Below are 23256 nucleotides of genomic sequence, written 5' to 3'. Positions count from 1 at the left end.
GGCGTTGACCTCGGCGGCAAGCTTCTGCTGGATCCCGGGCGGGATGCCGGCGGGCGCGATCAGGCCCAGCCAGGCGCCCATGTCGAAGCCGGGGTATCCCTGTTCGGCGACGGTGGGCACATCCGGCAGGCTCGCGACCCGTTGCGGCGTGCTGACGGCGATCGCTTTCAGGCGTCCGGCTTTCACCAGCGCCAGCGAGGACACCATGGTGTCGAAGGTGGCGTAGGTGCGCCCGCCCACGATGTCGGTCTGCGCCTGGCTGCTGCCCTTGTAAGGCACGTGGATCATGCTGGCGCCGGCCTTGGCCAGCAGCACCGAGGTCACCAGGTGGCTGGTGGTGCCCACGCCTGTGGTGGCGTAGGTGTAGTGGTTCGGTTTGGCCTTTACGGCCGCGAGAAAGTCCTGCAGGTTGTTGGCCGGATTGTCCGGACTGACGACGAACAGGTAGGGCAGCCAGGTCAGCAGGCCGATGGGCGCGAAATCCTTTCGCGCGTCGTAGTTCAGGTTGGGATAGACGTGCGGGTTGATGGCTTGCGGCGCGGATGCGCCGATCATGAGCGTATAGCCGTCGGGCTTGGCCCGCGCGCCCAGGCCGGCGGCGATGGAGCCGCCCGCGCCGGGCTTGTTCTCGACGATGAACTGCTGGCCCAGGCGCTGCGCCAGGCGGTCGCCGACCATGCGGGCGACGGTGTCGGTGGCCGTGCCGGGCGGAAATCCGACCAGGATGGTGACGGGTTTGGAGGGATAAGGGGCTTGCGCCCAGGCCGGCCCGGCCGCGGTCCAGGCCAAAACGCCCAGCATGGCTGCCAGCGCGGCTCGCCTTGTCGCATTGCGCATCGTAGTCTCCAGTCATTTTTCTGATGGCGGGAGAGCGCCTGCGCCTGCCCGCAACGGAACCGCGGTGGGCAGCCCGTCGCTGTTCAAGGTCGCACAAGGGGCCACCGCCTTCAATGGCACTGGCGGCCAAGCAGATAACGCGAAATGGCAAGGATGGCGGACGCCGCGCAGGCGTCCGCCCCGGGGATCAAGCCGTCAGGCTGATCCAGGTGGTCTTCAGGTCGCTGTACTTGTCCAGCGCATGCAGCGACTTGTCGCGGCCGAAGCCCGATTGCTTGACGCCACCGAATGGCACGGTGATGTCGCCGTCGGCGTAGCAGTTGACCCAGACCAGGCCCGCGCGCAGGCGGCGCGAGAGGCGGTGGGCGCGCGACAGGTTGGAGGTCCAGAGTCCGGCGCCCAGGCCGTAGATCGAGTCGTTGGCCAGCCGCACCGCGTCGTCTTCCGTGGCGAAGCGCTGCGCGGCCAGCACCGGGCCGAAGATCTCTTCGCGCACCAGGCTGTTGTCCTGGCCGGCGCAATCGAAGATGGTCGGTTCGATGTAGTAGCCGCCCGTGTCGCCGCGGGCCTGGCGGCCGCCCATGCGCAGGCGCGCGCCCTCGGCGGAGCCCGCTTCGATGCGGGCCAGCACGCCGCGCATCTGGCGTTCGTCGACCATGGCGCCCATGGCGGTGGCGGGGTCCAGAGGATCGCCCGGCTGCAGTGCGGCGGCGTAGTCCGCGACCTTGGCCATGAAGGCGTCGTAGATGCCGTCCTGCACGTACAGGCGCGAACCCGCGATGCAGACTTCGCCCTGGTTGGAGAAGATGGCCAGCGCCGCGGCCTGGGCGGCGCGGTCCAGGTCGGGGCAATCCTCGAACACGATGTGGGGAGACTTGCCGCCGCACTCCAGCCACACGCGCTTCAGGTTCGATTGTCCCGAGTACTCCATGAAGCGCTTGCCGGTGGCGGTCGAACCGGTGAAGGCGATGCAGTCCACGTCGGGATGCAGGCCCAGCGCCTTGCCGGCCTGCGCGCCCAGACCGGGCACCACGCTGAAGACGCCGGCGGGAATGCCGGCTTCCTCGGCCAGGGCCGCCAGCCGGATGGCCGACAGCGAGGCCTGTTCAGCAGGCTTGAGGATGACGCTGTTGCCGGCCGCCAGGGCCGGCGCGACTTTCCAGGCGGCCATCATCAGCGGATAGTTCCACGGCACCACCGCCGCGACCACGCCCAGCGCTTCGCGCGTGATGGTGGCCAGCGCGTCCGGGCCGGTGGGGGCGATCTCGTCGTAGATCTTGTCGATGGCTTCGGCGTACCAGGCGTAGCAGCGCGCCGTCTCCGGCACGTCGAAGGCCAGCGCATCGCGGATCGGCTTGCCCATGTCCAGCGTTTCCAGCAGCGCGAGTTCCTCGCGGTGCTCATCGATCAGCGCGGCCAGGCGCAGCAGATGCTGCTTGCGCTGGCGCGGCGCCAGGCCGCTCCAGACGCCGGCCTCGAAGGCGCGGCGGGCGGCCTGCACGGCGCGGTCCACGTCGGCCGCGCCGCAAGACGCCACGTCGGCCAGCTTGCGCCCGTCTATCGGGCTGGTGGCGGGGAAGGTGGCGCCATCGGCCGCGCCGCAATAGGCGCCGTCGATGTAGGCCTGGCCGTTGAAAGCGAGCGCGGCGGCGCGGGCGCGCCAGTAGGCGGCGTCCTGGCTCATGAGCGGACCTCCTGGGCGTTGGCGCGCGCCACCATGGCGTCGAGCAGCACATTGCAGCCGGCTTCCAGGTCGGCGGGCTTGGCGTCCTCGATCTCGTTGTGGCTGACGCCGTCCTTGCAGGGCACGAAGATCATGGCGGTGGGGGTGACGGCGGCCATGTAGACCGCGTCATGGCCGGCGCCGGTGACGATGTCCATGGCGGCCAGGCCGCGGCGCGCGGCGCCGTCGCGCACCTTGCCCACCAGGTCCGGGTCGAACGGGGTGGGCGGGAAATACTGCACGTGCTTCACGTCCACTTCCACGTTGTGGCGCTGGGCGATTTCGGCGCAGACTTCGTGCCAGCGCTGGTCCATGCGGGTGAGCGTGGCTTCGTCCTCGTGACGCAGGTCCGCCGTGAAGCGCACCTGGCCCGGGATGACGTTGCGCGAACCGGGGTGCGCGTAGATCTCGCCCACGGTGCCGCGGCCATGCGGCTGGTTGCCGTTGGCAATGTCCACCACCGCCTGCAGCAGGAAGCTGGCGGCATACAGCGCGTCGCGGCGGATCGGCATGGGGGTGGGGCCGGCATGCATTTCCATGCCGGTCACGGTCACGTCGTACCAGCGCAGGCCGAGCGATCCGGTCACCACGCCGACCACCTTTTCCTCGTGCTCCAGGATCGGGCCCTGTTCGATGTGGGCCTCGAAGTACGCGCCCACCGGACGGCCGCCCACGGGATCCGTGCCGGCATAGCCGATGGCGGCCAGCTCGTCGGCCACCGACTTGCCGTCGCGGTCGGTGGCGGACAGCGCCACTTCCAGCGGGAACTTGCCGGCGAATACGCCCGAACCCATCATCACGGGCACGAAGCGCGAGCCTTCCTCGTTGGTCCAGATGGCCACTTCCAGCGGCGCTTCCGTGACCACGCCATGGTCGTTCAGGCTGCGCATGACCTCCAGGCCCGCCAGCACGCCGTAGCAGCCGTCGAACTTGCCGCCGGTCGGCTGCGTGTCGATATGGCTGCCGGTCATGACCGGCGGCAGGTCATTGTTGCGGCCGGCGCGGCGGGCGAAAATGTTGCCGACCTGGTCCACGCGCAGCGTCATGCCGGCATCGCGCATCCAGCCGGTGACCAGGTCGCGGCCCTGGCCGTCCAGCGCGGTCAGCGCCAGGCGGCAGTTGCCGCCCTTGGCGGTGGCGCCGATCTGCGCCAGGTCCATCAGCGACTGCCACAGCCGCTGTCCGTTGATCGAGATAGTCGTCGTCATGGTGGAGTCCCTCTGTGTCAGTGGCTGGCGGCGGCATTGCGGGCCAGCGCGGCCTCGCGGATGCCCATCAAGGTTTCGCCCGGCGAAATGCCGTTGGCGTCGTAGCGGATTTCCAGCAGGGCCGGCATGTTCTCGCGTTCGGCAAAGGCCAGCGCGCGCTCGAAGGCGGGGCCGAAGCTCGCCGTGTCTTCCACGGCCTCGCCGTAGCCGCCGTAGCCGCGGATGATCTGGGTGAAGTCCGGGTTCTCGAAGGACAGCGCAATCGGCCGCGCCGGAAACTCGCGTTCCTGGTGCGCGCGGATGGTGCCCCAGATGCCGTTGTTGAACACCAGTACCACCACGCCCAGACGGTATTGCAGCGCCACGCCCAGTTCCTGCATGTTCATCTGGAAGCAGCCGTCGCCGGCATAGCAGACCACCGTGCGCTTGCGGTCCTCCAGCTTGGCCGAGATCGCCGCCGGCAGGCCGTAGCCCATGGAGCCCACGGTAGGCGTGAGGCTGGTGCCGGGGCCGGCATAGCGGCGATAGCGGTGGGGATACAGCGCATAGTTGCCCGCGCCCACGGTGATGCAGGCGTCGGCCGGCACGTGCGCGTCGACGTAGGCGGCTGCCTGGTCCAGGCTCATGGGCCCGGGCGAGGGCAGCGGCTTCAGACTGTCGACCAGTTCCTGGTGCGCGGCGCGCACCGCCTCGCCGCGCGCCGTCTTGTGGCCGGGGACCAGGCCCGCCACGCTGGCGGCGAAGCTGGCTACGTCCGCCACGATGGCCTGGGTCGGCGAGAACACGCGGCCCAGTTCGGCGGCATCCGGATACACATGGATCAGCTGCTGGCGCGGCAGCGGGCTCTCGATGACGGTATAGCCTTCGGTCGTGGCCTCGCCCATGCGCGTGCCCACGGCCAGCACCAGATCGGCGTCGCGCAGGCGCTGGCGCAGTTGCGGCGTCATGGCCCAGCCGACGTGGCCGGCCGCGTTGGGGTGGCGCTGGTCGAAGCACTCCAGGCGGCGCCAGGCCGTGCCTACCGGCAGCTCGAAGCGCTCGGCGAAGCCGGCGATCTGGTCGATGGCGGTCTGGTGCCAGCCGTTGCCGCCCAGCAGCAGGAAGGGACGTTCGGCGGCGTCCAGCAATTGGGTCATGCGGGTCAGGTCGGCGGCGCCGGGGTGGCTGTGCACGCGCGGGTAGCGCGGCAGGTCGGCCACGCGGGCGCGGCCCCACAGGGTGTCTTCGGGCAAGGCCAGCACCACGGGGCCGGGACGGCCGCTGGTGGCCACGGCGAAGGCGCGCGAGATGTACTCGGGGATGCGGTCGGTGCGGTCGATCTGCGCCACCCATTTGGCCATCTGGCCGAACATGCGGCGGTAGTCGATCTCCTGGAAGGCTTCGCGCTCCATGAAGTCGTTGCCCACCTGGCCCACGAACAGGATCATCGGGGTGGAGTCCTGGAAGGCGGTATGCACGCCGATGCTGGCGTTGGTGGCGCCCGGGCCGCGCGTGACGAAGCAGATGCCGGGTTCGCCGGTCAGCTTGCCGTAGGCCTCGGCCATGTAGGCCGCGCCGCTTTCCTGGCGGCAGACGATGGCTTCGATGGCATCGGTGTGGTCATTCAGCGCGTCGATGCAGGGCAGATAGCTTTCGCCAGGAATCATGAACACGCGGCGCGCGCCATGGATGCGCAACTGCTGCATCAGGATCTGACCGCCATTGCGTTCGGGAATTGCTGCTGACGTCATGCGGAGTCTCCTTGTTGCGGGACGGCCTGCGCGCGGCGCTCGGCGGCCCATCGTTCGAATTGGTGATGGCGCGCCAACAGGCGGCGCGCGGTGTTGTAGACAGGCGGATCGATGCGTTCGGCGTCATGGCGGCCGGCGCGCTGGGCTTCATAGCGGGCGACGCAATCGTGGGCTGCCATGACTTCGTCCGGGGCGGGCGTGAAGACGGCGTGGATCAGCTTGACCTGGTCGGCCACGGTGGCGCACTTGGACTTCAGGCCCATGCGGCGGGCCCAGCGCACGTCGGCTTCCAGCGCCGGCATGTCGCGGTAGTTGAACGGGCAGTCGATCGGCAGGCAGCCTGCCGCCGTGCAGTCCAGCAGGAAGCGGGCGCGCAGGTGATGCAGCTCGATGCCGTCCTTGCCGCGTTCGGCGCCCAGGCTGGCGGTCAGGTCCTCGGCCGCCAGCAGGCAGGCGGAGACGCGTGGGCTGGCGGTCAGGATGTCATAGGCGCGGTGCACGCCCAGCGCCGACTCCAGCGTGGGCACGATCTCGGTGCTGCCGGCGGGCAGGCCCAGTTCGGCCTCCAGCGCGGTGATCGCCTGGTCCAGCGCGGCGATCTGCGCCGCGCTTTCGGCGTGCGGCAGGAACACCGCGTCCGGCGCGCCCGGCATCACGCCGCGCAGGTCCGCCAGGCCGTCGTCTTCAAGCTTGTTGATGCGCACCGCCGCCACCACGCCCAGGGCGCGGCAACGGCCGAACAGCTCCGCAATGAGCGGCCGCGCGGCCGGCCGGTCCGCGGGAGCGGTGAACTCTTCCAGGTCCGCGACCAGCGCATCGGCGCCGCTGGCCAGGCCGTCGGCCTGGGCATTGGCGTCGAATCCGGGCACGAACATCCAGCTGCGGCGCAGGAAGGGGGGACGGCGGGAGGGGGTGATAGGGGTCATTGCACGTGCCTCGGCAGGAACAGCACCAGTTCAGGTACGAAAGTCAGCAGCAGCATGACCGCGGTCATGGCCAGCATCATCCAGGACAGCGGGCGCAGGGTCTGCATCATGTTGATGCCGCCGATCTTGCACGCGGCCATCAGGTCGACCCCGACCGGCGGCGTGTTGGCGCCGATGGCCATGTTGATCGACAGCAGGATGCCGAAGTGCACGGGATCGATGTTGTAGTGCGCCAGCACCGGCATCACGACCGGAGCCACGATGATGATGACCGGAATCGCTTCCATGAAGGTGCCCAGGAGCAGCAGCACCACGGTCAGCACCAGCAGCACGGCGGTCTTGCTGTCGGTCCATTCGACCAGCAGCGTGGACAGCGCCTGCGGCACCTGCTCGGCCACCAGCACCCAGGCGAACAGGCCCGACGCGCCAATGATCAGCAGGATGGACGCGCTGCTTTCACCAGTCGACTTCAGGTTGTCCCACAGCGACTTCAGGCTCAGCGTGCGGTACCAGAAAAAGCCGATCAGCAGGGCGTAGATAATGGCGCTGGACGCAGCCTCGGTGGCGGTGAAGATGCCGAAGCGGATGCCGCCGATGATCAGCACCGGCACCATCAGCGCGGGCAGCGCGTCGACGGCGGCGGCGCGCAGCTCGGTCCAGCTGAACGGCTGGCCCCCGGCCCAGTTGTGCTTGCGCGATTGCCAGATCGCCACGCCGATCAGCGACAGCCCCAGCAGGATGCCGGGGATGATGCCGGCCACGAACAGCTTGCCCACCGAGGTGTCGGTGATGGTGCCGTAGACGATCAGCACGATGCTGGGCGGAATGATGGTGGAGGTGGCGCCGGCGCTGCCGACCAGGGCGCAGGAAAAGCCCTTGTCGTAGCCGCTGCGGGCCATGGCGGGCAGCAGCAGGCTGCCGATGGCGACCACGTCGGCCACGCCCGAACCCGATAGCGCGCCGAACATCAGGCAGGCCAGCACGGCCACCACCGCCAGGCCGCCCTTGATGTCGCCGACGATGGCGGCGCACAGGCGCACGATGCGCTGCGTCAGGCCGGCGCCGTTCATCAGCTGCGCGGCCAGGATGAAGAGCGGAATCGCCAGCAGCGTGAAGCTGTCCAGCCCCACCACGTACTGCTGCGCCGCCACCATCATGGGCGCGGAGTCGAAGACCGCCAGATAGGCCAGGCAGGACAACACCAGGCCGAAAGCGATGGGCATGTCGATCAGCACCGTGATCGTGAACACGCCCATCAGGAAGAGAGCACCCGTAGACATCTGGTTATTCCTTTGCAGCGGCGGGAGCGGGCGAGAACAGTTGCGCCAGGTGCACCACGATGGTGATGGCGCAGGCGAAAGGCAGCGCCAGGTAGACGGCGCCGGCGGACACGTCCAGCGCGGGCAGGGTCTGGTCCATGGTCAGCTCGGCCAGCTGCCAGCCGGCGTAGCCCAACGCCGCCAGGCCGACGATGATGAGGGTCTGGTTGATGCGTTCGAAGACGTTCAGGATGCGGGGATTGCGCACCACGAACGGCAGCAGCCCGGCCATCAGGTGCGAACGCTCGAAGCTGCAGACGACGCCGCCGATGAAGGCCGACCACACCAGCACCAGCCGCGGCAGTTCCTCGGCCCAGTGCGGCGTGGTATGGGTGACGAAGCGGGCGAACACCACGTAGGAGATCAGGATCGCCAGCAAGGCTACCGCCAGGGCGGCGAAGGCCTTGCTGATGCCCGACAGGATCGCGGACAGTCGGTTGAGCATTACTTGGCCTCGCGGTACTTCTGCACCAGCGCCATCAGCTCGGGGCCGTAGGTGACCGAGTAGGTCTTCCAGACCGGCTCCACCGTGGCGGCGAAGGCAGCCTTATCGACCTCGTTGACCTGCATGCCCTTTTCCTTCAGCTGGGCGATGTACTGCTGGTCGCCGTCGGTAATCATCTGGCGCTGGGCGTCGCGCCACTTGTCGGCGGCCGCCTGCACGATCTTCTTGTCCTCGGCCGAGAGACGGTTCCAGACCGGCTTGGAAATGATCAGGTTGGCCGGACCCCAGACGTGGCCGGTCAGCGACAGGTACTTCTGCACCTCGAAGAAGGACGAGGTGTAGATGATGGACAGCGGGTTCTCCTGGGCGTCGAACACCTTCTGCTGCAGGGCCGAATACAGTTCGCCGAAGGCCAGCGGCGCGGGGTTGGCGCCCAGCGCGGTAAAGGTGTCCAGACGCATCTTGTCGGGCGTGACGCGGGTCTTCAGGCCGGCCAGGTCGGCGGGCTTGGCCACCGCGCCGCGGTTGTTGGTGACGTGGCGAAAGCCGTTTTCCCACCACGAGATGATGGTCAGGTTCTTCTTGTCGGCCAGCTTGGCCAGGGCCTCGCCGAGCTCGCCGTCGAAGGCCTTGTAGGCCTGCTGCGAGGTCGACCAGGTATAGGGCAGCTCGACCACGCCGAACTTGGGTTCGATGGGCTGCAGCGAGCCCGAGCCGATGATGGCCGCGCCCTGGCTGCCGATCTGCAGGCCTTCCAGCATGGTCTTTTCATTGCCCAGCTGGCCGCTGGGGAACAACACGAAATTGACGCGGCCGGCGGTCTTTTCCTTGACCTCGGCGGCGAAGCCTTCGGCGGCCTTGTTCCAGCTATGGCTGGGCGCCAGCACGTGGCCGAGCTTGATGTCCAGGGCATGGGCAGACAGCGGCGCGAGGCCGGCGAGGGCGAGCAGGGCGGCGGCCAGCAGGGCCGGTTTCTTTTGAGGAGCGGTGGTCATGGCGGAACTCCGGGAGCAGGGTGGGATGGGTAGGGTCAGTAGGATTGGGCGCGCATCGAAGCGGGCCGTCCGGGCAGGGCGATGCGGGTGCCGGTGTCGCTCAGGCCGTGGTCGTCCACGGCGAGAACCTGCATTTCGGCATCCAGGAAATTGCCGACGTAGAGGTAGCGGCTGTCGGGGCTGAAGGCCACGCCCTCGGGCAGCGCGCCGACCTCGATGGCGCCGGCGCGGGTCACGGACTGGCCGTCGATGCGCAGCAAAATAATCTGTCCGCGCGGGTGGTGGAACCAGGCGCTGGACGGGTTGTTCGAACCTTGCACGATGGCGACCGCGGCATGGCGTCCGTCGGGACTGATGGCGATGCCTTCCGGGCCGTCCTCGACCATGAGGCGGTCGATCACGCGGGGCGGATCGGCGCGCAGGTCCACCACGCTGACCGAATCCGCATGACCGTCCGACGCGGTCGGGCTGCCCATGTCCACCACCAGCGCCAGCGCGCCGTCGGGCGACACCACCAGGTTGAACGGCACCAGGCCGGTGGTCAGGTCTTCGGCGGGATCGTGGGTCACGAGGGGCGCCGCGCCGCTCTCGTCGATACGCAGCACCCCCAGGCGATGGGTGTCGGTCTTGACCACGAAGGCGCGGCGGCCGTCGGCGGAAAATGACACGGCCACGACAGGGGTGCCTACGTCCACTTCGCCGCAGACCTCGGCGCGCTTGTCCGCAATGCGCAGCACCGACACGGAACGGCCGGCCTTGTTGGCCACCAGCGCCAGCGTGCCGGCGCGGTTGATGGACAGGCCCGAAGGCTGCAGCCCAATCTCCAGCCGCTGCACGATGGCGGGCGGATTGGCTTGCAGGTCGATCACATACAGGCCGCGGCCCGGTTCGGGCTGCCAGCCCGCGCCGTCGGCGCGCGCGCGCCAGTCCATGGAGTCCGCGATCAGGCCCAGGCGCTGGTCCGGCGTGACCGCCAGGTTGACCGGCGGGCCGAACAGCGAATTCGGCAGCGGCAAGGTGGCGACCAGTTCGGGCACGGCGGGATTCGCGCCGGCATCGTAGACGCACAGGCTGTCGTTGCCGGGGGCCAGGAAACGGATCTGGCCGTCGTCCCAGGTGACCTTTTGGTCGTTGCCGACCAGCAGCAGGTGGCGTTCGCCTTGCGGGTTCATGCCGCGAGCTCCTGCGCCTGCGGCACCGCCAGGGTGGCGCCGATGAGCTGCCGCGTGTACGGGTGGACCGGCTCGAAATATACCTGGCTGGCAGGGCCGCGTTCGACCACGCGGCCGCCTTGCAGCACCACGATTTCGTCGGCGATGTGTTGCACCACGGCCAGGTTGTGGCTGATGAACAGATAGCCCAGGCCGCGTTCGCGTTGCAGCTCCATCAAGAGGTTCAGGATTTGCGCCTGCACCGACACGTCCAGCGCCGAAGTGGGTTCGTCGCAGATCAGCAGCTGCGGCTCCAGCATCAGGGCGCGCGCGATGGCCACGCGCTGGCGCTGGCCGCCGGACAGCTCGCGCGGATAGCGCGCGGCGAAGGCCGGCACCAGGCCCACGGCATCCATCATGCGGCGCACCGCGGCGGCCTGCGAGGCCGCATTGCCGATGCCATGCGTGCGCAGCGGCGCGGTCAGGATTTCGTTGATGGTGCGGCGCGGGTTGAGCGAGGAATACGGATCCTGGAACACCATCTGGATGCGGCGGGCGCGGGCGCGGGCCGGCATCGCGGCCAGCGGCTTGCCGTCCAGCAGCGCCTGGCCTTGCGTGGGCGCCAACAGGCCCAGCATCAGCTTGGCGATGGTGGACTTGCCGCTGCCGGATTCGCCAACGAGGCCGATGGTCTGGCCGGCGGGCACGTGCAGGTCGATGTCATGCAGGATGCGCGGCGCGGGCCGGCGCGAGAACAGGCCGGCGCGGCCGTACTGGAAACACAGCGCGTTCAGGCTGATGCTGGCGGAAGAGGCGGTCGGGCTGCTCATGCCGTGGCTCCTAGGCGCAGGGCGCCGGGTTTGATGCACAGGCAGCGGTGTCCGCCCTGCACGCGCGCGGGAAAGGGCTGGGCGCAGCGGGCTTCCGCCGCCGGGCAGCGATCGCGGAAGGCGCAGCCGCGGATGGCGGTGTCCAGCGAGGGCACGGCGCCGGCGATGGTGGGCAGGTCGGCGCGCGGCGCGGTGCGTCCGGGCTGGGGGATGCAGTTCAGCAGCATCGCGGTGTAGGGATGGCTGGGTTGTTCCAGCACCTCGCGCACGCTGCCGCCTTCGACGATGTCGCCCGCGTACATGACGATGACGTGGTCGGCGATGCGCGCCACCAGGCCCATGTCGTGGGAGATAAACACCAGCCCCAGGCCGAACTCGGCCTGGATGTCGCGCAACAGGTCCAGCAGCTCGGCCTGCACGGTGACGTCCAGCGCGGTGGTCGGCTCGTCGGCGATCAACAGCTCGGGGCCGCACATGAGCGCCATCGCGATCATCACGCGCTGGCGCAGTCCGCCCGAGAGTTCAAAGGGATACTGCCGCATGCGGTCGCGCGGATTGGCGATGCCGACGCGGCGCAGCAGGTATTCGGCGCGCTCCTCGGCCGCGCGGCGGCTGACGCGCTTGTGCCGGCGCAGCACGTCGACCAGCTGGGTGCCGATGGGGAACACCGGGTTCAGCGAGGTCATCGGATCCTGGAAGATCATGGCGATGCGCGCGCCGCGCAGCTGCCCGAGTTCAGCGGGCGTGAGCGCGCTCAAGTCCTGGCCCGCGAATTCCAGCTTGGCGACGCGGCGGCGCGCGGCCGCAGGCAGCAGGTCCAGCAGGGCCAGCGCGGTCAGCGATTTGCCGCAGCCCGATTCGCCCACGATGCACAGCGTCTTGCCGCGCTCCAGGCTGAAGTCCACCGCGCGTACCACGTGCTTGACCTGGGTCGGCGTCTGGATGTCGATGTGCAGGTCCTGGACCCGCAGCAAGGGATGGCTGGTATCGGTCATGGCATCAGCCCTTCTTCATTTGCACGGCGCGCAGCGATTCGCCGGCGCGGTTCACGCACAGCACCAGCACGAACAGCACGACGCTGGGAATCACCACAAGAGAGGGCTGGAACAGCATGTTTTCCTTGCCTTCGGCGATCATCAGGCCCAATGACGGCATCGGCGCCGGCACGCCCAGGCCCAGGAACGACAGCGACGCTTCCAGCGTGATCGCCATGGCGGCGTCCACGGTGCCGATGATGAGCAGGTTGCCCACCAGGTTGGGCAGGATGTCGCGCCAGATGATCTGCAGGTGGGTGCAGCCCTGCAGGCGCGAGGCCGTGACGAACTCGGCGTTGCGCAGGCCGGCCGCCATGGTGCGGGCCACCAGCGCATAGCGTTCCCACAGCAGCAGGCCCAGCACCAGCACCACCACGGTGAGCGAGGCGCCCACCACCGACACCACGGCCAGCGCCACCAGGATGATGGGCAGCGCCAGGCGCGCGGTGATCAGGAAGGAGACGATGCGGTCCACGGCGCCGCCGAAGTAGCCGGCGGCCACGCCCAGCGTGGTGCCGATCAGCCCGCCCATCAGCGCGACCGACAGGCCGATCAACGCCGACACGCGCACGCCGTACAGCGCGCGCGCCAGCACGTCGCGCCCTAGCTGGTCGGTGCCGAGGATGTGGTTCCAGCTGCCGTCTTCGCCCCAGACGGGCTCTTGCAGGCGCGCCAGCAGGTCTTGGGTGTACGGGTCGTGCGGCACCAGGTAGGGACCGAGCAGGCCGGCCAGCACCAGCAGCGCCAGCACGGCCAGGCCAAGGTTGCGGCCCAGGTGGGCCGCGCGTGCGCCGCGCGAGCGGACGGGAAGGGGGGAGGCGATGACGCTGCTCATGATGAAACTCGCACGCGGGGGTCGAGCCAACCGTTGATCAGGTCGGCGACCAGGGTCAGGACGATGTAGATCAGGGCGAAGATCAGGATCAGCGCCTGCATCGTGGGAAAGTCGCCGCGCAGGATCGAGGTCCAGGCCAGGAGGCCCGCGCCGTTGATGGCGAACACGGTCTCGATGACGACGGAACCGGCCAGCAGCGTACCCATCTGGGCCGCGGCCAGCGATACCAGCGGCCGCAAGGCGTTGCGCAGCGCGTACTTGAGCACCACGCTGGCGCCGCCCAGGCCCATGGCGCGCGCGGTGCGGATGTAGTCGGTGGCCAGCACGGTTTCCATCTCGGACTTCATCAGCCGCAGCATCGCCGGCATGGCGAACAGCCCCAGCGCGGTCACCGGCATCACGTAGTGCTTCCAGCTGTCGAAGCCCGAGGCCGGCAGCCATTGGTTGCGCACGCTGAAAAGGATGATGAGCAGGAAGGCCAGGCAGAACGGCGGCATGGCCTGGGCGCAAGCCGACAGCAGCATGGTGGCGCGGTCGATCAGCGAGCCCCGGCGCAAACCGGCCGCCACGCCCAGCGGTATCGCCAGCAGCAGCGCGAACAGCATGGCGGCCAGGCCCAGCTTGGCGGTGGCGGGGAAATGCTGGGTCAGCAGTTCGGCCACCGGGCGGCTGAAGTACAGGCTGTCGCCGAAGTCGCCGCGGGCGACGCCGGCCAGCCAGCGGCCGTACTGCACCAGGATGGGATCGTTGAAGCCATGCAGCTGGGCCAGGCGGGCGGCGTCGGCGGCGCTGCCTTCCCCGGCCAGGCGCGCGGCCGGATTGCCGGACGCGAACACCAGCGAGAAGCTGATCAGCGAGACGAACACCACCAGCAGCGCGGACACCACCAGGCGGCGAAACAGGAATGCAATCATGGGGCTTACCTATGACGGAGTGCGCCGCAGCGGCCGGCGTTCCCGCCCGCTCGGGCTGGGGAACGCAGCCGCGCCGGCGGGGCCGGTCAGTTCCAGCGGGCCTTGTAGAAACGCGGGAACTCGTCGCCGTCGACGGAGAAATTCAGGTCCTTGGACTGCACGGCGTTGAGCGAGTGGTTCCACAGCGGCACCCAGTAGGCCTGTTCGGCCACGATCTTCTGGGCGGCGGCGTAGTTCTTGGCGCGCAACTCGCGGTCCACGGAGGTGTCGGCGGTTTCCAGGTACTTGATGACTTCCGGATTGCGCGCCTGGTCGTCCGGGCCGCCGCGGAAGAAGTTGCTGGTCGACAGCGCCGCGTCGGCGATGCCGTAGGAACCCCAGTTGGACGACAGCATGGCGATCTTGCCTTCGCGCCAGTTGGTCATGGCGGTGCCGTATTGCTGCTCGACCAGGTTCAGCTTGATGCCGGCCTGCGCCATCTGCGCGGCGGCGGCGTCCAGGATGGCGCGCGGCGGGGCCGAGATCACCAGGTCCAGGGTCACGCCGTTGGGGTAGCCGGCCTGGGCCAGCAGCTGCTTGGCGCGGGCCGGGTCGAACTTGTAGGACTGCACGTCGGCGGCGCAACCGAACTGCGCCGGGTTGCAGGCCGCGTTGATCACCTTGGAGGCGCCGCCCACCAGGGCTTTGCGGATGGCTTCGCGGTCGATGGCGTAATTGATGGCCTGGCGCACTTCCTGCTTGGCCAGCGGCGACTTGCCGTCGTCCGCGCGCGGGTTCAGCGAGATATAGCTGATGCGCATGATGCTGCTGCTCTTGACCGTGACGGCCGGCTGCTTTTCCATGCGCTTGGCCACGTCCGGCGGCACGCGCCAGATCCAGTCCAGGCCGCCGGACAGCATCTCCGCGTATTGGGTATTGGCGTCCGGCAGCACGCGCACCACCAGCTTCTGCACGGCGGGCTTGGGGCCGAAGTAGTCCTCGAAGCGCTCGTACACGTAGCGGCTGCCGTGCTGGCTTTCCACCAGGCGGTAGGGACCGGTGCCGATGGGCTTGGCGCCCATGTCGGACTGGTTGGCCTCGTAGTACTTGCGCGGATAGATCGGCAGGTTCTCCGACAGCATCTCCAGCGCCAGCGGGTAGGGCGTCTTCATCTTGATGCGGACCGTGTCGTCGGAAGCCTTCTCGGCCTTGGCAATCCAGGCGACCTGATTCTGGAAGCGTGCCTTGTAGCCTTCGGAGGACACCAGGTTCAGCGTGTACAGCACGTCGTCGATGGTCAGCAACGAGCCGTCATGGAACTTCACGTCCTTGCGGATCGGCAGTTCGATGGTGGTGTCGTCCACGAACTTGTAGCCGGTGGCGATGGCCGGGCCGAATTCGCCCGTGTCCTGGTTTTTCTGCAGCAGACCCGAGAAGACCATGCGCGCCAGCGCCAGGCCGGGACGGTCCGATTCCTTGTAGGCGTCCAGCGTGGCGGGCGCCGCGTCGAAGGCGATGTTGAGGGAGTTGTCAGCCTTGTTGGCCTGGGCGGCATGGGCGCCAAGCGCCAATAGCGCCGCGCTCAAAAGCTTCACGGTACGGGTCAGCTGCATGTTTTCACCTTGATGTGTTTTAGGTATGGGACTTACGGGTACTGAGGGTGCTGCGGAACTGCTGTTTGCGTATCGGCGGGCAAGCCGCTCCCCTTGCCGCAGGCGGCGCGTTCTGCGCCGGCGGTGCTTGCACGGGTCGGTAGGGAAAGGGGCCTGGGCGTCAGGCCGGGATTCAGGCGTTCATCAAATCATCGGATCCCAGCGCTGCCGAAGTCTTCCCGCAGGCGGGCCAGGATGCCGACCAGATGGTCGTGCATGGCGTGGCGCGCGCGGATGGGATCGCGGTCGGAAATGGCCGCGAGGATGCGTTCGTGTTCCTGCTGGGCTTCGCTCCACACCTTGGTGGTCACGAAGTGCTCTTCAAGACGGTTGAATACCGGGCTGAGCGTGCTCAGGTGCCAGATATGGGAAATTGCCGCCGCCAGCGCCGCGTTGCCGCAGGCCGCGCCGATCGCGCTGTGGAAGGCGCGGTCGTGCACGCTGGGGGATTCGGTCAGGGACATGCCTTCGTGCGCCGCGCGGATCGCCGCGATCTGGGCCGGCGATGCCTTCTGTGCCGCCAGGGCCGCGCACTCGGGTTCCAGCAGCAGGCGGGTTTCCAGCAGGTCGAAGGGGCCGATGTCGGTCGCTTCGACGCCGTTGGCGGCTGCCGGCGCTTGTTGCGGCGACTGGTACTGGCCGTCTTCGCGCGCCTGGTTCACGAATACGCCCGTGCCTACCCGGACCTCCACATAACCTTCGATTTCCAGCGCGATCAGCGCTTCGCGCACCGAGGCGCGGCTGACCTGCAACTGCTCGGCCAGTTCACGCTCGGCCGGCAGCCGCCCGCCCGCAGGGAAGTCGCCCGCCTTGATGCGCGCGGCGATCTGGTCGGCAATCATGCGGTAGAGGCGGGTGGAGGCGACGGCCTGGAGAGAGGTCATTGTTGCGTTCGGGTGGATGGTCGGGATGTAGAGGGTAATGGGTCTGCCCGGGCTTGTCTTGCATGGCGCCCCCGGGGAATCTCCGGGAGGGTCTGGATATCTGGTGGCCCAGTGGTCAGGCCACTGGACGAAATGTACCGGAGGCGCTCCGGCTTGTGAACCGGGCTTTTCCATTTTTAGGGAAAACCACTAGCGCGGCATTTGCGCCGCGCCCGCGGGTTTGCGGCCGGCGTCCGCGGCGGGACGCCGGCGCGGTGCGCGATCAGGCGGCAGCCAGTCCGCCGAAGAAGCGCGCGGCGTTCGACTCCAGGCCTTCGATGTAGTAGCCGCCTTCCTGCACGATCAGGGTGGGCAGCGCAAGGCCGCCGACTTCCCGGCCCAGGCGTTCAAAGCCGTTTTCGCTGACCGCGACCATGGCTTGCGGGTCCTTCTCGAAGATGTCGAAGCCCAGCGACAGCACCAGGGCGTCGGGCTGGAACAATTCGATGGCGCGGCGCGCCTGGGCCAGCTTGTCGAAGAACACCGATTCCGGAGACCCATGCGGCATGGGCAGGTTGATGTTGTAGCCGTAGCCCGCGCCGGCGCCGCGCTCGTCTTCGTAGCCGGCGACGACAGGGTAGAAGTTCTCGGGATCGCCGTGGATGGACACGTACAGCACGTCGCTGCGCTCGTAGAAGATCTCCTGGATGCCCTGGCCGTGGTGCATGTCGGTGTCCAGGATCGCCACGCGCGGAAAGCGCGAGGCCAGGCGCTGCGCGGCGATGGCGGCATTGTTCAGGTAGCAGAAGCCGCCGGCCGCGTCGCGCCGGGCATGGTGGCCGGGCGGGCGGCAGATGGCGTAGGCGTGGCGCTCGCCAGCCAACAGCGCATCGGCGCCGGCGATGGCGCATTGCGCCGACCAGTAGGCCGAGTGCCAGGTGTGCTGGCCGACCGGGCAGCTGCCGTCGGCCAGGTAGCGCGCGGCCTGGGCCAGCACGCCGCGCAGGGCGTTGGGTTCGCGCACGAAGACGTTGGAGACGACCTCGTCGCCCCAATCGTCGGGCAGTTGCTTCCAGGCGGCGTGCGCTCCTTGCAGAAAGCGCAGGTAGTCCAGCGTGTGCACCGCCGAAATCGCGCCCGCGCCCTGGTCGGGCGGCGCCTGCACCTCAAAGCCCAGCTTGCGCGCGGCCTCGGCCAACGCGTCCAGGCGCGAGGGCACTTCCTGGGGCGTGCGCATCTTGCCGCGCGAGAAATAGGTCTGCGGATGGTGCAGTTTCTGGTCGTCGTGGAAGTATGCCTTCATGCGGGATGACACCTGGTTGCGGGTTGACGCCACGCCGGCCGGGGCTGTCGTCTCCCGGGCAGGCGGCCAAGACGACGTTATACGTGGCTGCGGCCCGCAGGACAATCGGCAACACCCTGGATTCAGCGCAAGGCAGCGCGCGCGGCGGTCTCCAGGCTGAGCAGATGTTCCTCGAGTTTCTGGCGGTCCTGCGCCGAGGCATACTGTCGCATCTGCATGCAGAGGTCGGCCACGGCGGTCTTGCCTATCATGGAAAAGGCGCCCCGGATCGAGTGGCATTGTTCGCGCACGCTTTTGAAGTCCGCGCGCGTCAGCGCTTCGCGGATCGCCGCCAGCGAGGCGCCCAGGCTGGAGTCCAGCGCGGCCAGCACGGCGGGTTCCGGCGGCAGTGTCGCCGGGTCGGTGAAGGCAAGGGATTCGTCGCCTAGCCGGGCCTGCGGAATGTGTTCGCGTATCGTGCGTTGCAGCGCCCGTAGCGACAAGGGCTTGAGCAATATCGCGTCAAAGTCCGCGGCGCTGCTGTGCAATTCGTCGGGTTCCACGTGCGCCGTCACTGCCACGACAGGGAGTGCGGGGCCGCGCGCTCGCAGGAACTGCGCCAGGGCGTAGCCGTTGATCTCCGGCATGGAGATATCCGTCAGCACCATGTCGTAGCGGCGCATTCTGACCCAGCGCATCGCGGCCGCCGCGCCTTCGGCGGCATCGGCGGCGATGCCCAGAGCGGCGAGCTGGTCCAGGATCAGCTCGCGGTTGGCGGGGTGGTCGTCCACCACCAGCACGCGGATGTCGCGCGCCAGTCCGCAAGACGCGGCCGTGGCGGGCGGGCCGACCGGGCCGGCGGATAGTGGCGCCGCGTCAGCCGTTTGTGGGCAGGCTTGCAGCGGCAATGCCACGCTGAAGACGCTGCCTTTCCCGACTGAGCAGGCGACGGACAGCGTCCCGTCCATCATTACGACCAGCTTCTTGCTGATCGGCAATCCCAATCCGGTGCCGCCGTAACGGCGGCTGATCGACCCGTCGGTCTGCGCATACAGGGTGAACACGCGGGCCGCCTGCTCGGTGGTCATGCCGATTCCGGTGTCGCGCACGCGCAGCTGCACGCCGGTTCCGCCGGCCAGGCCACGGCCAGGCGTCGCGGTGATTTCCACTTCGCCGGCCTCGGTGAATTTGACGGCATTGCCCACCAGGTTCACCAGGACCTGGCGTATGCGGGTCGGAGCGCCGGCATAGGACTGCGCCAGCCCGCTGTGGGGCTTGAACGACAGCCGCAGCCCCTTGGCGCGGGCGGCGGGTTCGAACATGGCTACGACCTGGGCGGCGATCTGCGCCAGATCGAACGGTATGCGCTCGATCGTCATCTGCCCGGACTCCATCCGCGACACGTCCAGGATGTCATTGATCAGATCGACCAGCGCGCGCGAGGCCTCGCGCACGGTGCGCAGGCGCCCGCCCTGGCCCACGGCGTTCGGATCCCGGTCCAGCAGTTCCAGATGGCCCAGCACCAGGTTCAAGGGCGTGCGGATTTCGTGGCTCATGGTCGCCAGGAACACGGACTTGGCGCGCGCCGCATCGATGGCGGCGATCCTCGCGTCATCGCGCCGCCTCTCGATGTCCTTGCGCGCCGTCGCGTCCGAGAAACTGCACAGCAGCACGTCGTCGCCGTGGTAGCGCGTCTTGACGATATTGACCAGCAGGTCGCACTCGCGGCCGTCGTCCAGCTTCAGGGTGACTTCTTGGTCGCGCTGGACCCAGGCGTCGCGGTCGCCGCGGGCATGACAGTCGCGCAGCAAGCCGTGCAGCGACACGCCGGCCGCGGCCCGGGCGGCGTAGCGCTCCATCATCGCGTTCTGCAGCAGCGCCTCGCCGCTCGCGCACGAGACCAGGCCCACGCCGAACTGCGCCGATGCGATGATGGAGCGATTCATGTGCTCGCTTTCGAACACGTGCTGCGAGCGGCGGTACACAGGGACCAGCGCCTTGCGGTGGAACCACAGCAACAGTGCCCAGAGCGTGCTGAGCAGCAGGATGGTCACGGTCAGGTACAGCGCCAGGCTGGGCAGGAGCGCGGCGACGACGGTGCGCCAGGAGTAGGCGTACACCAGGGTCCAGCCGGTGTCCAGCAGCGGGCCGCTGACGTTGAAGACGCCATGCTGGTAGCGCGTCCGCGGCTCCGTCGCAGTGGGCTTCCAGGAGCCGGACGCCAGCGCCGTGCGCACCGGTCCATAGGAGTGAGCGATGGGCCGCCCGCGGTCGGTCTCAAGCAGGATGCGGCCGTCGCCATCCACCAGCGCCACGGCGGTGCCGTCCGGGATCGCGTCCAGGCGCGCGGCCAAGGCGCCGACCGGATAGTCGCTCACGAAGATCATGAACGGCTGCAGGCCGTCGAATGCGGGTTCGACCAGCTTGATCACGTTCTGCCCGGTCAACGGGTTGACCGCTGGCGCTTGCCACAGGATGCGGCGCGTAGAGGCCCATAGCGCGGCCGCGTCCGGATCCTTCAAGACGGCCAGGTCATAGGACAGGCGGCTGATGAGGCCAGCGGTGTCCGAGGCGCCGACGCGCTCCAGCAGTTGCGGAAAATCCAGGCGCGGCGCGGGCATCAAGGCCAGGAAGCGCAGGTCGGGGCTGTATCCATATGCCATCAGCGGCGATTTTCTTTCCTGTTGGCTGGCGGTCGCCGTATAGGCCTGCAGTTCCAGCATGCCGAGGTAGCGGGCGTGTTCGTCGGCGGCCGATGCCGCGCCGGTGTCGGCCACCGCCAGAATGGGCGTAAGCCCGGCGCTGGCCTGCAATCGGACCCGGCCATGGCCGGCGCGCAACGCGGCTTCATTTTCAGGCGTGGGGGCGGGCCGCGCTTGCCATAGCAGTTCGGCATTGATGACGCCGCGCCGCATGGCGGTCTGCTTGCCTTCGAGATCCAGGCTCACGAGAGACTGGTGCGCGGCGAGTTCCGTGTGCAGCCTGGCGATGGCGGCATGCGCCGCGTTGTACAGGACCAGACAGGCCGCAAGCACGATCAGAACGGACAGCACCATGCCGCCGCCGAACAGCATCACGGAGTGATAGCGGGCGAGGAGGCTGAGTTCCCGGTCGTGTTGCATCCCCGCGCTGAGCAGGTCTTGCGTATCGCCAAGGCTGGCCATGGCGGTGGAGTTAGGCATATCGGTCTTTCGGTATGGGTCGCGCGCGTGGACGTGTGGCGCGCTTGATGCAGACGCGAAGAATCCCATGAAAACCCGGCTTGCAATCCGTTTTCAGGGCTATATTTGCATTTGTTTTGCAGTATTCAGACTAGCCCTATATCCAAGCCCAATGAACTAGGACTGGGCTTATGAATTCGGCATAGGGCAGGACTGGGGGCAGGCTGCGGACCGCCACGCCCATCCAGCGCCGGCATGCGCGGCCTGGTCCGGGCTCGCGACGGCCGGCGGCCCTTGTCGGGACTGCAAGGAAGAATTTGCGGCGCCCCTGCCGCAATTGTTGAGGAGTTGACATGAGGCATCCTGCGAGGGTTTCTGTTCGTATGGTCATGGCAGGCGTGTTGGCGGCGGGTGTGATACCCATGGCGGCTCATGCCGCATCGGGAACCATCACGTTCACAGGGGGAGTGTCCGCAGCTTCGTTTACGCGCGATCTGCGGCAGGCGCCGGAGGGAGCCGCTCTGCGGTTCCAGGGCGCCCGGGTCGAACGCAGCAGCGCGACCGTGAGCCTGCGGAACCTGGATTCGGCGTCGTACGGCTTGGCTTGCCCGGGCGTGCGCATGCAGCCGGCCGCGGCCTGTCATCTGCCTGCGGGCGGCGGCGCGCTGGCGCTGACAGCGAGCCGGTCGCATCCTGCCGCGGGGCCGGCCAGGGCCATCGTCACGCTGGCCTACGACTAGCCTCGGCCGCGAAGACTTATCTATCGGGCCGGCCAATGAGCGCCGGCCCGGGACCTTGCGCAAAGGCTCCTTTTCAGGCGAACAGTCCCTAGAGACTCGGGCATGGACGAATTCAAGATCAAGGTGATGCTGGCGGACGACCATCCCGGCATGGTGGCGGGCGTGCAGCACGCGCTGGCCGAGGTGGCTACGATTTCGCTGGTGGGCGCGGCGGCCAACTCCACCGAACTGGTCGCGCTGCTGGATCGCGTTCCTTGCGATGTGGTGGTGTCCGACTACTCCATGCCCGCCGGCGATTTCGGCGATGGGGCTTCGCTGTTCGGCTTGCTGCAGCGGCGTTATCCGCAGCTGAAGCTGGTGGTGCTGACCATGCTGGACAATGCCGCGGTCATGCACACGCTGGTGACGCTCGGCATAGGCGGCATTGTCAGCAAGTCCGACGCGCTGGCGCATCTGATCCCGGCCATCCACGCCGCCCACACCGGCGGGAAGTACTACTCGCCCAGCGCCAACAAGGTGATCCAGGGCATAGACTGGAACCGGCGCGGGCGCAATGCCGAAAGCGTGCTGAGCCAGCGCGAATCAGAGGTCGTGCGGCTGTATGCCTCGGGCCTCACCATCAACGAAATCGCCGAGCGCCTGCACCGCAGCAAGAAGACCATCAGCACCCAGAAAGCCAAGGCCATGGAAAAGCTCGGCATCGAGCGCGAGGTCGACCTGTTCCGGTATGCAATGGAGAACGGCCTGACCGCCACGCTGGCCGAGGAATCCGCGCCGGCTGGGCAACAGCAGGATTCAGGCACGCCGGGCTGAGGCCCGGGCGCGCTGGGCTTACGCCGACGCGGCTTCCTGGGTTGCGCCGGCAGGGCCGGAGGAAGGGCTGGCGCTTATCAGCCCCGATTCGATCCCGTAACGCAGCAGTTCAATGTCGCGCTCCAATCCCAGCTTGAGCATGGCTGTGCCTTTCTGCGTGCTGATGGTCTTCTTGCTGCGGTGCAGGCGCTCGGCGATTTCATTGATCGTCAGGCCGGACACGAACAGGCGCACCACTTCCAGCTCGCGCCGGGTCAGCATGTGGATGCCGTAGTCGCCGCGGTCCAGGGCGTTTGCCAGCTCGGAGATCCGCGGCGAAAGATAGCGGCCGTTGGCATGGGCGCCATGTATCGCCGGCAATAGATGATTCAGCGAATCGGACTTGCTGAGGACGGCGGGGATGCCGAGGTTCAAGAGCGAATGCACGATGCCCGGGCTTTCCAGCATGGTCAGCACCACGATCTTCAGGGCAGGGTAGCGCTGGCGGATCAAGCCGAACAGCGTGATGCCGTCGCCGAACCGCCCGCCGGGCATGGAGTAGTCGGAGATCAGGACTTCGCACGGATGCCGGCCCAGCATCTCCATCAGTTCTGAGGAGTCGCGGGCCGCGCCGATCACGGATACGGTGCTGCTGGCAGCCAGCGTGTGCTGCACGCCGGCGCGTACGGCGGGATGGTCGTCGGCGACCATGACGCGTAGATTGAGTGGCTTCATCATGGAACAGGGTAGGAGCAAAGCTGGCGTGGCCGCCAGGCGCGTCGAGGCGGCGCAGCACAGACTTTATGGGCGCGCGCGCTGGCGGATAAGCAGCCAGGTCCG

General features: G+C 68.1%; 20 protein-coding genes. 2 read left to right on the top strand and 18 right to left on the bottom strand.

Features of this window, described 5'->3' with window-relative positions; translation table 11 throughout:
* From N5C88_RS14540 to N5C88_RS14460, 17 genes are all read right to left on the bottom strand, one after another.
* Positions 1–837: tripartite tricarboxylate transporter substrate-binding protein (locus N5C88_RS14540; protein ID WP_280015581.1), on the bottom strand; the 837-nt coding region annotated here is incomplete at its 3' end.
* Between the two features lie 187 nt (positions 838–1024).
* Positions 1025–2521 carry an aldehyde dehydrogenase gene (locus N5C88_RS14535; RefSeq protein WP_280015579.1) on the bottom strand — a complete coding sequence of 499 codons (1497 nt, stop codon included), beginning with the start codon at positions 2519–2521 and terminating at the stop codon, positions 1025–1027.
* Positions 2518–3768 carry a Zn-dependent hydrolase gene (locus N5C88_RS14530; RefSeq protein ID WP_059379741.1) on the bottom strand — a complete coding sequence of 417 codons (1251 nt, stop codon included), beginning with the start codon at positions 3766–3768 and terminating at the stop codon, positions 2518–2520. The genes N5C88_RS14535 and N5C88_RS14530 overlap by 4 nt, the downstream gene beginning before the upstream one ends.
* Before the next feature lie 17 nt (positions 3769–3785).
* Positions 3786–5498 carry a thiamine pyrophosphate-binding protein gene (locus tag N5C88_RS14525; protein WP_059379742.1) on the bottom strand — a complete coding sequence of 571 codons (1713 nt, stop codon included), beginning with the start codon at positions 5496–5498 and terminating at the stop codon, positions 3786–3788.
* A complete protein-coding gene (locus N5C88_RS14520) occupies positions 5495–6424 on the bottom strand; it encodes a CoA ester lyase (protein ID WP_280015578.1) in 930 nt (309 codons plus the stop codon). Before N5C88_RS14520 ends, N5C88_RS14525 begins: the two co-directional genes overlap by 4 nt.
* Positions 6421–7704, bottom strand: a complete 1284-nt coding sequence (locus N5C88_RS14515) for a TRAP transporter large permease (RefSeq protein WP_059379744.1) — start codon at positions 7702–7704, stop codon at positions 6421–6423. The genes N5C88_RS14520 and N5C88_RS14515 overlap by 4 nt, the downstream gene beginning before the upstream one ends.
* A 4-nt stretch (positions 7705–7708) precedes the next feature.
* On the bottom strand, positions 7709–8188 hold the full coding sequence (locus N5C88_RS14510) for a TRAP transporter small permease (RefSeq protein ID WP_059379745.1): 480 nt from the start codon (positions 8186–8188) through the stop codon (positions 7709–7711).
* The gene (locus N5C88_RS14505) at positions 8188–9183 is read right to left on the bottom strand and encodes a DctP family TRAP transporter solute-binding subunit (RefSeq protein WP_059379746.1); all 996 of its coding nucleotides are present in this window, start codon (positions 9181–9183) and stop codon (positions 8188–8190) included. The genes N5C88_RS14510 and N5C88_RS14505 overlap by 1 nt, the downstream gene beginning before the upstream one ends.
* Positions 9184–9218: 35 nt before the next feature.
* A complete protein-coding gene (locus tag N5C88_RS14500) occupies positions 9219–10355 on the bottom strand; it encodes a YncE family protein (RefSeq protein ID WP_118932001.1) in 1137 nt (378 codons plus the stop codon).
* Positions 10352–11164 carry an ATP-binding cassette domain-containing protein gene (locus tag N5C88_RS14495; protein WP_280015576.1) on the bottom strand — a complete coding sequence of 271 codons (813 nt, stop codon included), beginning with the start codon at positions 11162–11164 and terminating at the stop codon, positions 10352–10354. The genes N5C88_RS14500 and N5C88_RS14495 overlap by 4 nt, the downstream gene beginning before the upstream one ends.
* Positions 11161–12159, bottom strand: coding sequence for an ABC transporter ATP-binding protein (locus N5C88_RS14490; RefSeq protein ID WP_280015575.1), 999 nt, complete (start codon positions 12157–12159; stop codon positions 11161–11163). The genes N5C88_RS14495 and N5C88_RS14490 overlap by 4 nt, the downstream gene beginning before the upstream one ends.
* 4 nt (positions 12160–12163) lie before the next feature.
* Complete coding sequence (locus N5C88_RS14485) at positions 12164–13033, bottom strand: ABC transporter permease (RefSeq protein WP_280015574.1); 870 nt, start codon at positions 13031–13033, stop codon at positions 12164–12166.
* Entirely contained in the window at positions 13030–13947 is a 918-nt protein-coding gene (locus N5C88_RS14480; protein WP_059379751.1) for an ABC transporter permease, read from the bottom strand. The genes N5C88_RS14485 and N5C88_RS14480 overlap by 4 nt, the downstream gene beginning before the upstream one ends.
* 86 nt (positions 13948–14033) lie before the next feature.
* Positions 14034–15539: an ABC transporter substrate-binding protein gene (locus N5C88_RS14475; protein ID WP_280015573.1), complete on the bottom strand. Its 1506-nt coding sequence runs from the start codon at positions 15537–15539 to the stop codon at positions 14034–14036.
* A 188-nt stretch (positions 15540–15727) separates the two neighbouring features.
* The gene (locus N5C88_RS14470; protein ID WP_059379752.1) at positions 15728–16462 is read right to left on the bottom strand and encodes a FadR/GntR family transcriptional regulator; all 735 of its coding nucleotides are present in this window, start codon (positions 16460–16462) and stop codon (positions 15728–15730) included.
* 262 nt (positions 16463–16724) lie between these two features.
* Positions 16725–17744 (bottom strand): histone deacetylase family protein, encoded by a 1020-nt coding sequence (locus N5C88_RS14465; protein WP_280015572.1) that lies wholly within the window; start codon positions 17742–17744, stop codon positions 16725–16727.
* 122 nt (positions 17745–17866) lie between these two features.
* The gene (locus tag N5C88_RS14460; RefSeq protein ID WP_280015570.1) at positions 17867–20905 is read right to left on the bottom strand and encodes a sensor histidine kinase; all 3039 of its coding nucleotides are present in this window, start codon (positions 20903–20905) and stop codon (positions 17867–17869) included.
* A gap of 542 nt (positions 20906–21447) precedes the next feature.
* On the opposite strand from N5C88_RS14460, the gene N5C88_RS14455 reads away from it, so the two are divergent.
* Positions 21448–21624, top strand: a complete 177-nt coding sequence (locus tag N5C88_RS14455) for a hypothetical protein (protein ID WP_280015569.1) — start codon at positions 21448–21450, stop codon at positions 21622–21624.
* A gap of 102 nt (positions 21625–21726) precedes the next feature.
* Complete coding sequence (locus N5C88_RS14450) at positions 21727–22437, top strand: response regulator transcription factor (RefSeq protein ID WP_059379756.1); 711 nt, start codon at positions 21727–21729, stop codon at positions 22435–22437.
* An 18-nt stretch (positions 22438–22455) separates the two neighbouring features.
* Here N5C88_RS14450 and N5C88_RS14445 read toward each other — a convergent pair whose 3' ends face one another.
* Entirely contained in the window at positions 22456–23154 is a 699-nt protein-coding gene (locus N5C88_RS14445) for a response regulator (RefSeq protein WP_347881395.1), read from the bottom strand.
* Positions 23155–23256 lie beyond the last annotated feature (102 nt).

The sequence above is a fragment of the Achromobacter sp. GD03932 genome (assembly GCF_029839485.1).
Lineage (GTDB): Bacteria > Pseudomonadota > Gammaproteobacteria > Burkholderiales > Burkholderiaceae_B > Achromobacter > Achromobacter bronchisepticus_A.
The sequence above is the reverse complement of the archived record's forward strand: the minus strand, read 5'-3'. Positions and strand labels throughout refer to the sequence as shown.

Coding starts and splice junctions, on each gene's coding strand:
- N5C88_RS14535 (WP_280015579.1), bottom strand. CDS start 2,521: ATGAGCCAGGACGCCGCCTACTGGCGCGCCCGCGCCGCCGCGCTCGCT.
- N5C88_RS14530 (WP_059379741.1), bottom strand. CDS start 3,768: ATGACGACGACTATCTCGATCAACGGACAGCGGCTGTGGCAGTCGCTG.
- N5C88_RS14525 (WP_059379742.1), bottom strand. CDS start 5,498: ATGACGTCAGCAGCAATTCCCGAACGCAATGGCGGTCAGATCCTGATG.
- N5C88_RS14520 (WP_280015578.1), bottom strand. CDS start 6,424: ATGACCCCTATCACCCCCTCCCGCCGTCCCCCCTTCCTGCGCCGCAGC.
- N5C88_RS14515 (WP_059379744.1), bottom strand. CDS start 7,704: ATGTCTACGGGTGCTCTCTTCCTGATGGGCGTGTTCACGATCACGGTG.
- N5C88_RS14510 (WP_059379745.1), bottom strand. CDS start 8,188: ATGCTCAACCGACTGTCCGCGATCCTGTCGGGCATCAGCAAGGCCTTC.
- N5C88_RS14505 (WP_059379746.1), bottom strand. CDS start 9,183: ATGACCACCGCTCCTCAAAAGAAACCGGCCCTGCTGGCCGCCGCCCTG.
- N5C88_RS14500 (WP_118932001.1), bottom strand. CDS start 10,355: ATGAACCCGCAAGGCGAACGCCACCTGCTGCTGGTCGGCAACGACCAA.
- N5C88_RS14495 (WP_280015576.1), bottom strand. CDS start 11,164: ATGAGCAGCCCGACCGCCTCTTCCGCCAGCATCAGCCTGAACGCGCTG.
- N5C88_RS14490 (WP_280015575.1), bottom strand. CDS start 12,159: ATGACCGATACCAGCCATCCCTTGCTGCGGGTCCAGGACCTGCACATC.
- N5C88_RS14485 (WP_280015574.1), bottom strand. CDS start 13,033: ATGAGCAGCGTCATCGCCTCCCCCCTTCCCGTCCGCTCGCGCGGCGCA.
- N5C88_RS14480 (WP_059379751.1), bottom strand. CDS start 13,947: ATGATTGCATTCCTGTTTCGCCGCCTGGTGGTGTCCGCGCTGCTGGTG.
- N5C88_RS14475 (WP_280015573.1), bottom strand. CDS start 15,539: ATGCAGCTGACCCGTACCGTGAAGCTTTTGAGCGCGGCGCTATTGGCG.
- N5C88_RS14470 (WP_059379752.1), bottom strand. CDS start 16,462: ATGACCTCTCTCCAGGCCGTCGCCTCCACCCGCCTCTACCGCATGATT.
- N5C88_RS14465 (WP_280015572.1), bottom strand. CDS start 17,744: ATGAAGGCATACTTCCACGACGACCAGAAACTGCACCATCCGCAGACC.
- N5C88_RS14460 (WP_280015570.1), bottom strand. CDS start 20,905: ATGCCTAACTCCACCGCCATGGCCAGCCTTGGCGATACGCAAGACCTG.
- N5C88_RS14450 (WP_059379756.1), top strand. CDS start 21,727: ATGGACGAATTCAAGATCAAGGTGATGCTGGCGGACGACCATCCCGGC.
- N5C88_RS14445 (WP_347881395.1), bottom strand. CDS start 23,154: ATGATGAAGCCACTCAATCTACGCGTCATGGTCGCCGACGACCATCCC.